We start from the raw sequence: 11,282 nt of genomic DNA, 5'->3' as shown, positions 1-11,282 counted from the left end.
GTGCGTAACAGCTCACTAGTCGAGCGATCGAGCATGGATAATAATCGGGCATAAGTATATTACCGAAGCTATGGCTTTACAGTTTACTGTAAGGGGTAGGGGAGCATTGTAATCAGCGTTGAAGGTGTACTGCGAGGTATGCTGGAGTGATTACAAAAGAAAATGTAGGCATAAGTAACGATAATGCGGGTGAGAAACCCGCACACCGAAAGACTAAGGTTTCCTCAGCGATGCTAATCAGCTGAGGGTTAGTCGGGACCTAAGGCGAACCCGAAAGGGGTAGTCGATGGACAACTGGTTAATATTCCAGTACTACTTTATATTGCGATGGGGTGACGGAGTAATGAAAGCACCGCGAACTGACGGAATAGTTCGTTGAACTGTGTAGGTATAAGTTTTGTAGTTAAATGCGCAAGACTTGCTAAAGCAGGATAGTACCACAAAGCCTCGGCGGCGTGGATAGTGTGCCTAAGCGCTTCCAAGAAAACCCTCTAAGCTTCAGATATAAAGTACCCGTACCGTAAACCGACACAGGTAGTTGGGATGAGAATTCTAAGGTGCTCGAGAGATTCATGGCTAAGGAACTAGGCAAAATAGACTCGTAACTTCGGGAGAAGAGTCGCCCCCCTTTTGGGGGGCCGCAGAGAAATGATCCAGGCGACTGTTTATCAAAAACACAGGGCTATGCTAAATTGAAAGATGATGTATATGGCCTGACACCTGCCCGGTGCTGGAAGGTTAAGTGGAGTTGTTAGCTTCGGCGAAGCAATGAAATGAAGCCCCAGTAAACGGCGGCCGTAACTATAACGGTCCTAAGGTAGCGAAATTCCTTGTCGGGTAAGTTCCGACCTGCACGAATGGTGCAACGATCTGGATACTGTCTCAGCCATGAGCTCGGTGAAATTGTAGTATCGGTGAAGATGCCGATTACCCGCTACGGGACGAAAAGACCCCGTGAACCTTTACTATAGCTTAGTATTGACTTTGGATAAGTAATGTGTAGGATAGGTGGGAGACTTTGAAGTGGCGTCGCCAGGCGTTGTGGAGTCATTGTTGAAATACCACCCTTTGCTTATCTGAAGCCTAACTCAGAGATGAGGACAGTGCTTGGTGGGTAGTTTGACTGGGGTGGTCGCCTCCAAAAGAGTAACGGAGGCTTCTAAAGGTACCCTCAGCACGCTTGGTAACCGTGCGTAGAGTGCAATGGCATAAGGGTGCTTGACTGAGAGACATACACGTCGATCAGGTTGGAAACAAGAGCATAGTGATCCGGTGGTTCCGTATGGAAGGGCCATCGCTCAAAGGATAAAAGGTACTCCGGGGATAACAGGCTGATCTCCCCCAAGAGCTCACATCGACGGGGGGGTTTGGCACCTCGATGTCGGCTCGTCACATCCTGGGGCTGGAGAAGGTCCCAAGGGTTGGGCTGTTCGCCCATTAAAGTGGCACGCGAGCTGGGTTCAGAACGTCGTGAGACAGTTCGGTCTCTATCTGTAGCGGGCGTTAGAAATTTGCGTGGATCTGATTCTAGTACGAGAGGACCGAATTGGACTGACCTCTAGTGTACCAGTTGTTCCGCCAGGAGCACTGCTGGGTAGCTACGTCGGGAAGGGATAAGCGCTGAAAGCATATAAGCGCGAAACCCACCACAAGATGAGATTTCTTTAAAGGGTCGTGGGAGACTACCACGTTGATAGGCTATAGGTGTAAAGGCAGTAATGTCATAGCCAAGTAGTACTAATAACCCATAGGCTTATGTACGTATCTTTCCCTCCGCAAGGAGGGAAGGACAACTCTTTTTTAGCATGATTATTTATAATATTATTACTTTAATATGTCAACTTATACGGTTGAAGCAACCGAAATAGCTTAAGGTGATTATAGCGATAGGGCTCACCTCTTCCCATTCCGAACAGAGAAGTTAAGCCTATCAGCGCCGATGGTACTGCCACTGGTGGAAGAGTAGGTCATCGCCTTTCTTTTTTAAAACTCCTCATTACTTATGTAATGAGGAGTTTTTTGTTTATTCTTATTCAGCTACTGTAAATGTTTTTAACATATTTTTTTTTGAGGCATTTGGTACTTCAGAAATAAAAGCATAATTACCGGCAGATAGATAAACTTCAAAGTATTGAGTACTATCAGCTGGCGCATCATTTGTGCCTCCTAAAAATATGACACCTTTTGGTAAAGGGTCCATCAATCCTGTTGGCGTTGCCCAGTTCATCCAGGCTTCTAAGGTCTCTAGATTAGCTGTTGAGTCTAATTTTACTAGGTTGACATCATGACCCACAAAGTTTTCGTGAGTTATCTGATCTTTATAATACACTTTAAAGACATGTTTTCCTTCTGTGATTTCTTTATCATAACTAATACCTTCTGTACTGGAAATGGTAATGTTGACATCTGCTTCGGGTGGAGAATTGCCACTATCTTCTGACGTTACCCAAAGTTCTTTTGCCATACCCATTGAAGTATGAAATTTGCCATTTGCCATTTTTACATAGCATTCCATTATATATAAACCTGGATCTAACTTTACTGTAGTTAGACTTGTAGTTTGAGGAGAAACTAATCCAGATCCTCCGGTAAAAACAATTTCACTAAACCACTCTGGCAATTTTCCAAATTCAGCCATTGCCTCTTCCATTTTGCCTTCCATAATCAATGCCATACCATTATCAAAAGGAGGTCCCACTTCTTTTATCGTATGCTCCAGTCTTTTGCCTTCAGGATATTTATCTAAAAGGAAGAAATGTGCTTGTGTAGATTTATTAATATACTTAAAAGTATTCCATCCAGATGGAATAGTATCAACAGACTGAAAATCCATATTATTAGTAATAATTTCAACTAAATTGTTCTTTTTGGGCTGAGATTTGGTTACGGTGTCAGTTTTTTTATCTGTTTTACAACTAATAATAAATAAAGTTAAAGCTATCAATAATAGATTAAGTTTCATACTATATAAGGTTTTAGTTAGAAACTAATAAGATATAGATTTAGATTGCTGAAAAAAAGAATAATTATGTGCAGTGTATAGTTTATTGTATAAATAGAGTAATTAATATTATAGTTTGTATTATAAAATTCAATACAAATAATTACGTTATATTTTATATTTCTGTTTTCTTTGTGTGATATATGAGAGTTATTGTTTTGTTACTATTCTTACTTATTTCTACGAGTTCTTTTGCTCAAGTAGGAGGTGAACGTATATTTAACTTTTTAAATGTAACAACATCTGCTAGGCAAGCTTCTTTAGGCGGCGAAACTTTAACACTAACAAACGATGTTAATCAACCATTATGGAATCCCTCAATTATAACGAACGATATAGACAATCAAGTTGGATTGAACTATGTTGATTTTTTAGCCGACGTGAGTTATGGCTCATTATCTTTTGCGCACTTATTTACCAGAAGAGTAGGAACATTTCATGCAGGTATTACTTTTGTCGATTATGGTAAGTTTATTGCTGCCGACGAAAATGGTGTTGAAACGGGCACTTTTAAAGCAAGAGATCTAGCGTTTCAAATAGGTTATGCCTATCAATTACCCTGGGATGGTTTTTCTGTAGGTGCAAATGTAAAATTTATAAGTTCGCAAATAGAAAACTTTACTTCGAGCGGTTTGGCGGCAGATTTTGCTGTATCGTATTACAATGAATTTAAGCCTTACATGTTTACAGCAGTTATTAGAAATGTTGGATATCAAGTTTCTGTGTTTGATGAAGCAAGAGAAGAATTACCTTTAGAAATAGCTGTAGGTGCATCCTATAAATTAGAACATATTCCGTTAAGATGGCATTTAACATTGAGTAATTTACAACGATGGAAGTTAGGTGTGCCAAATCCTTCAGATAGTCAAACCAATATCGGTGGTGAAACTACAAATGAAGACATTACGTTTTTAGGTAATGCTATTCGACATGTTAATGTTGGAGCAGAGTTTTTTCCCGATAAGGGTTTTAACCTTAGGCTAGGCTATAATTTTAGACGTGGTAGAGAATTGCGTTTAACAGAAAGTAGAACTTTTGCAGGATTTACTGCTGGTTTTGGTCTAAAAATGGGTAGATTTAAGTTGAATTATGCATTTAGTAAATTTCACCCAGAATCGAATACAAATACATTTTCATTAAATATTGATCTTGCCAGAGAAGGATTTAAACGACACTAATTTGAAAGAAAAGAAGAAAATAATTATTGCTATCGATGGTTTTTCATCTACAGGTAAAAGTACCATTGCTAAGCATTTAGCGAAAGAATTAAATTATTTATATGTAGATACTGGGGCCATGTATCGGGCGGTTACTTATTATGCTATGCAACACGATTTTGTGACTTCCAATTATTTAGATGCTAAAAGATTAATTGCTAATCTTAAGAAAATAAATCTGCAATTTCGTTATAGCGGAGATTCTAAATTTTCTGAAATGTACCTTAACGGGAAGAATGTAGAACGCGAAATTAGAAGTATAGAAGTTTCTAAATTAGTGAGTAAGGTTTCAGAGATTTCTGAAGTGCGCAAAAAGCTAGTTGAACAACAACAGAAAATGGGCGAGAATAAAGGGCTGGTCATGGACGGTCGTGATATCGGTACAGTCGTTTTCCCCAAGGCGGAATTAAAGTTATTCATGACTGCATCTCCTGAGAAAAGAGCTAACAGACGTTATAAAGAATTACTAGATAAAGGGCATAAGGTTGACTACGAAGAAGTGCTAGAAAATGTACAACAACGTGACCTGATAGATTCTACCAGAGAAGATTCGCCGCTTAGAAAAGCTAAAGATGCTGTTGAGTTTGATAATAGCGATATGGGCTTACGTGAACAGTTTGAACGTGTGTATAGTTTAGCTTTGATGAGAATAGAAGAAGCCTAAGGAATATTCAAATATTTATGCGTTTGCAAAGATATCTTCCATTTAGGGTTTTCCATCACATAATCAACTAATAAGGGCGTCATTTTCTCTTGATTGCTCCATTCTGGTTGTAAAAATAGCACACAATCTTTATTAACTTTTGCAGCTTGCTCTTCTGCAAATTGAAAATCATTTTTATTGTAGATGATCATTTTTAACTCGTGAGCTTTACTATAAATTTCATCTAAAGGGAGTTTTGTTTTTTTTGGAGAGAGGCAAATCCAATCCCATTTTCCTGTTAATGCGTATGCTCCAGAAGTTTCGATATGTGTTTTTATAGTTTTTTGCTGCAAGTTATTTGTAAGATAATTCATATCCCACATTAATGGTTCTCCACCAGTAATTACAACAGTATCAGAATAATTGCTGGCATTTTCAGTAATCATATCTGCATGTGTTGGTGGATGTAGATCTGCATTCCAGCTTTCTTTTACGTCACACCAATGGCAGCCAACATCGCAACCACCGATTCTTATAAAATAAGCGGCAGTACCTGTATGATAGCCTTCACCTTGTATGGTATAAAATTCTTCCATTAACGGAAGCATCTCACCTTTATCTACTAAATCTTTTGTTTTTTTATCCATTATTTAACCACAGCGATCACATCGATCTCAATCTTTGCATCAATTACTAAATCGGCGACAAAGGTAGTTCTTGCAGGTTTATTTTTAGGGAAATATTGGCGAAAAACTTCATTAAAATCAGCAAAGTCATTTCTGTCGGTTAAGATCACTGTACACTTAGCAACATGTTCTAGATCTGATCCATTTGACTCTAGTACAGCCTTTATATTTTCGAGAGCTTGCGTAGCTTCTGCTTTTATTCCGCCTTGAACGATCTTTAAAGAATCGTTATTAAAGCCAACCTGACCTGTTAAGAACAATATATCACCAATTCGAACTGCGTCAGAATACGGAGCACTTTTTCTGCGCTCGATTTTAGATTCTAAAAATTCAATTTTAGATGTAGTGGCTTCAACAACTTCATTTATTTCTTCTTTTTCCTTTACAGGATTATTGCAAGCTAAAAAGATAAATAATGTTATAAAACTTATTAATAATGGTAGTTTTTTCATGACATTGATGTTAGTTGTAACGAAGATACAAAATAAGCGTATTTTAATTAGAGTGTTAATTTTTGATTTGGCATTATAAGTCTTATTTTTATGACTTCAATTAAATCAACTATTACTAATGAGTAAAAAAGAAGAATTCTTTAATTATATAAACGAAGGTTACAAAACTAAAGGTGATTTTATCACCCTTGGTGCGGCAATGTTAGGTGAAGAAACAATAACAGATGCTTATGTTAAAGTACCTTTAAAAACACTAAATAGACATGGTCTTATTGCTGGTGCTACGGGTACTGGTAAAACAAAGACTTTGCAGGTATTGTCAGAAAATTTGTCTGAAAAAGGAATTCCGGTTTTATTGATGGATGTAAAAGGTGATTTAAGCGGATTGGCACAACCTAGCCCTGGGCATCCAAAGATTGATGAGCGTCACCAAAAAATAGGTTTACCATTTGAGCCAAAACCTTTTCCTGTTGAGATATTAACCATCTCTGAGCAAGACGGTACACGCATGCGAGCTACGGTTTCTGAATTTGGACCGGTGTTATTATCTAGAATATTAGATTTGACTGAGGTGCAAAGCGGTATTGTTGCAATCTTATTTAAATATTGTGACGATAAGAAACTACCATTATTAGATCTAAAAGATTTTAAAAAAGTAATTCAGTTTGCTACATCTGAAGGTAAAAAAGAGATAGAAGAAGAGTATGGAAGAGTGTCAACTGCATCTACTGGAGCAATTCTGCGTAAAGTTGTAGAGATAGAGCAGCAAGGTGGCGATCTTTTCTTTGGAGAACGCTCATTTGAAGTAAAAGATTTATTAAGAGTAGATGATAATGACAGAGGTGTTATTTCAGTTCTACGTCTTACAGATATTCAAGACAAACCAAAGCTATTTTCAACATTTATGCTGCAGTTGCTGGCAGAAATCTATAGTACTTTCCCTGAACAAGGTGATTCTGGTAGACCAGAGTTAATATTATTTATTGACGAAGCGCATTTGGTATTTGAAGAAGCTTCTAAAGCACTATTAAGCCAGATAGAAAATATTGTAAAGTTGATTCGTTCTAAAGGTGTTGGTGTATATTTTGTAACACAGAATCCTAAAGATGTACCAGAGGATGTATTGGCCCAATTAGGTCTTAAGATACAACATGCGCTACGTGCCTTTACAGCAAAAGATAGAAAAGCAATTAAACTAACAGCAGAGAATTATCCTGATTCTGAATATTATGACACCAAAGAAGTTCTAACAAGTTTGGGTATTGGTGAAGCGTTAGTTTCGGCTTTAAACGAAAAAGGGATTCCAACGCCATTGGCAAGAACCATGCTACGAGCACCTATGAGTAGAATGGATATTTTGACATCTTCCGAGCTTTCTACTCAAATAGGTAAATCTCAGATTGCAAAAAAATATAACGAAGAGATTGATAGAGAAAGTGCTTATGAAATCCTTAACGGAAAAATAGAACGTATAAATAAAGAAGAAGAAAAAGAGCGTAAAGCTAAAGAAGACGCAAAAACTAGAAGAAGAACTTCAACTAGAAGAAGCACTAGAATGAATCCTGTACTGAAAGTAGTAACAAGTGCTACTTTTATTAGAGGTGTTTTAGGAGTATTAAAAAAGGTAATAAAATAAATATGAAAAGAATAATAGGTTTTGTGTTGATAGCATTACTATTTGCACAATGTAAAAAAGAAGATAATTATACCATTAGCAAAGGTCAATTAGGTAAATTAACTTCAAAAACTCAAGTAAATGAATTAAAAGAAGTTTTTGCTAAAGACTCGTTAGTATCTAATCTGGGTGAAGGAGATTTTGCAAATTCTGAATATGACGAATATAAAGTATTTGTAAAAGGAGGTAAGCACATGTTAACACTTATCCCAAAAGAACAGCATGATTCTACTTCTACAATAGAAAGTATTCAGATCTTTGATAAAAGATATAAAACAATAAAAGGTTTAAACCTTAATTCTACTTTTAAAGACATCATTGATAATTATACGGTGAATAAAGTTGAGTCTACATTTTCTTCGGCAGTATTATTTATAGATGAACTAGATGTAACTATTGCAATCGATAAAAAAGATATTGGTATAAATGATTTTGGTATCCAGAAAGTACGTTTAGATCAAATACCAGATTTGGCTAAGATTAAGTATTTTACGCTTTGGTTTGACTAACCCGCGAGTCTCGGGAGACAAATATATTCTGATTGTCTAGATTATTTTATGGAAAAACAACTTAAGAATTTACCTAAAAAAGCTAAAGAAAAACATTTAGAAAACAAAAAATATTTCGCCAAATTAAAGAAGAAAAACCCTAAGCGATTAGATCTATTAATGCAGGAATTGCATGAAGATGAGTTTAGTCGAACAGATTGCTTAACATGTGCCAATTGCTGTAAAACAACAAGCCCCATTTTTACTGATAAAGACGTAAGTAGAATTTCTAAGCATCTGCGCATGAAAGAAGGCCTATTTATTGATCAGTATTTACAGCGAGATGATGATGATTTTATGGTACTAAAAAGCGCACCTTGTACTTTTTTAGATGAATCTGATAATACCTGTTTTATTTATGATGTTCGCCCCAAAGCTTGTGCAGAATATCCTCATACTAATAGAAAAAAATTTATTCAACTCACAAATCTAACGCTTAAGAATACAGAAGTATGCCCAGCTGTATTTAATATAATTGAAGAGTTAAAAAAGAAATTACCACTATGAAATATCTACAATTTGTTCTAATACTCTTACTTACAAACTTTGCTTTTGCTCAAGAAGGTAAGCCATTTTCAATTGGTGAAATAGTAGAACTAGATTCTAAAGTTTTAAAAGAAAAAAGAATATTAAACATTTATTTACCCCATGGTTATAATAAAGATTCTGTTAAAACCTATAATGTAATTTATTTACTTGATGGTTCAGTAGATGAAGATTTTATTCATATAGCAGGATTGGTACAATTTGTAAATTTTCCTTGGGCACAATCAATGCCCGAATCTATAGTAGTTGGAATTGCCAATGTAGATAGAAAACGAGATTTTACCTATCCTACAAATAATAAAAAAGATAAAAAAGACTTCCCAACAACTGGCGAATCGGCAAAATTTATAGAATTTATAGAGAAAGAATTACAACCATTTATCAGTAAAAATTATAAGATTAATGCTGCTAAAACTTTAATTGGACAATCTTTAGGGGGGCTTTTAGCCACAGAAATTTTATTTAAAAAGCCAGAGTTGTTTAGCAAGTATATTATTGTAAGCCCAAGTTTATGGTGGGATGATGAATCTCTATTAAAAATGACTCCCAAGTTTAATAAAGTAACACCGGTTTATTTAGCAGTTGGTAAAGAAGGTAAGATTATGGAAGATGTTGCAAAAAAATTAGCAGAACTTTTAAAAAAAGATACTTCTGGAAACTTACAATTGCATTTTGATTATTTAGAAAATCAAAATCATGCTAATATGTTGCATATTGCTGTATATAATGCTATAAACAAGCTTTTTAGAAAAGAAGAGAAAAAATAATAAGCAACCAAAACCTTTTTAGCACATCTTTCTACAAACAACTAAAAATGAAAAAGGCTTTATTTTTTATATCATTTGCATTGATTTTAATTTCATGTAATTCTGATGATGATGGTTTCGATGATGATCTAAGCAAGAATCGTAGACTATGGGAAGCATCTCAAGTAACTACTTATGTTTGGACAGAAAACATAAGTTGTTTTTGTGGTGGTGTATTAGAACGTAAATTATTAGTTATCAATAACATTAAGAATAGTGTTGAGTTTGACGAATCTCGTTTACCACCTAATCAAACAGCTGAAGATATTTTAAATGAGACTAATAGTGTGGAAGAAGCATTTGAACTTATTGAAACTATAATCAATCAAAGCCCTGCTTCTTTAGTTATAGAATATGATAGCGAGTATGGCTTCCCTATCTTAATTAGTGTTGATTACGATTTTCAAATAGCCGATGACGAAATTGTATATAGTTATTCTGATTTTAGTTTTCCACTAATAACTAACTAATAGAATCTAATTCGGATACATTAAATATTTAGCTCTAATTTTTTTAAACTTGTCTATATCTGCTTGCCAAGAGCTTCTTATTTCTTCTGCTGATAAACCTTGCTCAATTTGTTGTTGGAGTTTTGTATTACCAGCATGTATTGTGAAAGTTTTACCAAAGAATTCCTCAGTTTTTGGAGTCTTTTTATAAGCATCAATAATCCATTTCAGATATACCTTATTTAATCGCTTCTCTTTTCTTAGATCTACACCATTACTAAGCTTGCCTTTATGTTTTGGGTATTTAGCACCAAAATTTGCTTTAGGGGTATAACTAAAATCTGTTTTCTCAAAAAATGGGGCTCCATAAATTTGAAATTGCATTTCTGTACCACGACCAGCATTAATTGTTGTGCCTTCAAAAAGACCAAGGCTAGGGTATAAGTTAATTGCTTTATCATTAGGTAAATTAGGTGACGGTCTAATTGCTAAACTATAAGAAGTTTGATGCGTATAATTTTGTAAAGGAATCACTATTAAATCACATTTTACTCCACTTTTTAACCAGCCTTCACCATTAATTAGTTGAGCATATTCACCAATGGTCATTCCATACACTAAAGGAATTGCATTTAATCCTAAAAAACTTCTATGCTCTAACTCTAGAGTTGGTCCATCGACATAATGTCCATTAGGATTTGGACGATCTAAAATTATAACGGGAATATCAGCTTCTGCACAAGCTTCCATTACATATTGCAAAGTAGCTATGTAGGTGTAAAATCGCACACCAACATCTTGTATGTCAAAAACAATCAGATCTAATCCTTTTAAGCTTTCTTGTGAGGGCTTTTTGCTTTTACCGTGTAAAGAAATAATAGGCAATCCTGTTTTAGCATCTTTTCCGTCTTCAACATGTTCACCAGCATCTGCTTTTCCACGAAAACCATGTTCTGGCGCAAATACTTTTCGTATTTGAATTCCATAGGCAAGCAAACTATCTACTAAATGTGTATAAGAATCATGGTTTTTAAAAATAACCGAGGTTTGATTGGCAACTACAGCTATGTTCTTATCCTTTAAAATCGATAAGTATTTTTCTGTATTGTTTGCACCAACAATAATTTCCTTTTTTGTGGGTTCTTTTGACTTAGTTTCTGAAACATTTTTCGATGACTGAGATTTGCATGAAATCATCCCCGAAAGGGAAATTAAAACCAAAAAGAAATATGTACTTTTGAACGACATTTTAATCATCT

At 35.3% G+C, this 11,282-nt stretch carries 11 protein-coding genes and 2 rRNA genes (1 of these 13 only partly in view); 9 read left to right on the top strand and 4 right to left on the bottom strand.

What is annotated here, in order from left to right:
* Together AC3IF2_RS08605 and rrf are read left to right on the top strand one after the other, a co-directional pair.
* A 23S ribosomal RNA gene (locus tag AC3IF2_RS08605) occupies positions 1-1,761 on the top strand; it begins 1,118 nt to the left of the window's first position.
* Positions 1,762-1,870: 109 nt separating this feature from the next.
* Positions 1,871-1,979 (top strand): 5S ribosomal RNA (gene rrf / locus AC3IF2_RS08600).
* A gap of 50 nt (positions 1,980-2,029) precedes the next feature.
* On the opposite strand, the gene AC3IF2_RS08595 is transcribed toward rrf, so the two are convergent.
* A complete protein-coding gene (locus tag AC3IF2_RS08595) occupies positions 2,030-2,962 on the bottom strand; it encodes a hypothetical protein (RefSeq protein WP_489166656.1) in 933 nt (310 codons plus the stop codon).
* A 182-nt stretch (positions 2,963-3,144) separates the two neighbouring features.
* Here AC3IF2_RS08595 and porQ point away from each other — a divergent pair, with 182 nt between their 5' ends.
* Together porQ and cmk are read left to right on the top strand one after the other, a co-directional pair.
* Positions 3,145-4,179: a type IX secretion system protein PorQ gene (gene porQ / locus AC3IF2_RS08590; protein ID WP_489166655.1), complete on the top strand. Its 1,035-nt coding sequence runs from the start codon at positions 3,145-3,147 to the stop codon at positions 4,177-4,179.
* Positions 4,151-4,882: a (d)CMP kinase gene (gene cmk / locus AC3IF2_RS08585; protein ID WP_489166654.1), complete on the top strand. Its 732-nt coding sequence runs from the start codon at positions 4,151-4,153 to the stop codon at positions 4,880-4,882. Before porQ ends, cmk begins: the two co-directional genes overlap by 29 nt.
* Here cmk and AC3IF2_RS08580 read toward each other — a convergent pair.
* Positions 4,879-5,508, bottom strand: a complete 630-nt coding sequence (locus AC3IF2_RS08580; RefSeq protein ID WP_489166653.1) for a 7-carboxy-7-deazaguanine synthase QueE — start codon at positions 5,506-5,508, stop codon at positions 4,879-4,881. The genes cmk and AC3IF2_RS08580 overlap by 4 nt on opposite strands.
* Positions 5,508-5,999: a RidA family protein gene (locus tag AC3IF2_RS08575; protein ID WP_489166652.1), complete on the bottom strand. Its 492-nt coding sequence runs from the start codon at positions 5,997-5,999 to the stop codon at positions 5,508-5,510. The genes AC3IF2_RS08580 and AC3IF2_RS08575 overlap by 1 nt, the downstream gene beginning before the upstream one ends.
* A 118-nt stretch (positions 6,000-6,117) precedes the next feature.
* Between AC3IF2_RS08575 and AC3IF2_RS08570 the strand changes: the two genes are divergently transcribed.
* From AC3IF2_RS08570 to AC3IF2_RS08550, 5 genes are read left to right on the top strand one after another with little or no spacing between them, the layout of a single operon-like run.
* Complete coding sequence (locus tag AC3IF2_RS08570) at positions 6,118-7,635, top strand: helicase HerA-like domain-containing protein (protein ID WP_489166651.1); 1,518 nt, start codon at positions 6,118-6,120, stop codon at positions 7,633-7,635.
* 2 nt (positions 7,636-7,637) lie between these two features.
* Positions 7,638-8,183: a hypothetical protein gene (locus AC3IF2_RS08565; protein ID WP_489166650.1), complete on the top strand. Its 546-nt coding sequence runs from the start codon at positions 7,638-7,640 to the stop codon at positions 8,181-8,183.
* Positions 8,184-8,231: 48 nt separating this feature from the next.
* The gene (locus tag AC3IF2_RS08560; RefSeq protein WP_489166649.1) at positions 8,232-8,729 is read left to right on the top strand and encodes a YkgJ family cysteine cluster protein; all 498 of its coding nucleotides are present in this window, start codon (positions 8,232-8,234) and stop codon (positions 8,727-8,729) included.
* On the top strand, positions 8,726-9,535 hold the full coding sequence (locus AC3IF2_RS08555) for an alpha/beta hydrolase (protein WP_489166648.1): 810 nt from the start codon (positions 8,726-8,728) through the stop codon (positions 9,533-9,535). The genes AC3IF2_RS08560 and AC3IF2_RS08555 overlap by 4 nt, the downstream gene beginning before the upstream one ends.
* 47 nt (positions 9,536-9,582) lie before the next feature.
* Entirely contained in the window at positions 9,583-10,044 is a 462-nt protein-coding gene (locus tag AC3IF2_RS08550) for a DUF6174 domain-containing protein (RefSeq protein ID WP_489166647.1), read from the top strand.
* Between the two features lie 6 nt (positions 10,045-10,050).
* Here AC3IF2_RS08550 and AC3IF2_RS08545 read toward each other — a convergent pair whose 3' ends face one another.
* On the bottom strand, positions 10,051-11,280 hold the full coding sequence (locus AC3IF2_RS08545) for an exo-beta-N-acetylmuramidase NamZ family protein (RefSeq protein ID WP_489166646.1): 1,230 nt from the start codon (positions 11,278-11,280) through the stop codon (positions 10,051-10,053).
* Between the last annotated feature and the right edge of the window lie 2 nt (positions 11,281-11,282).

Source organism: Maritimimonas rapanae (assembly GCF_057837205.1).
Note: the sequence above shows the minus strand (reverse complement) of the source record. Positions and strands in the feature narration are given on the sequence as shown.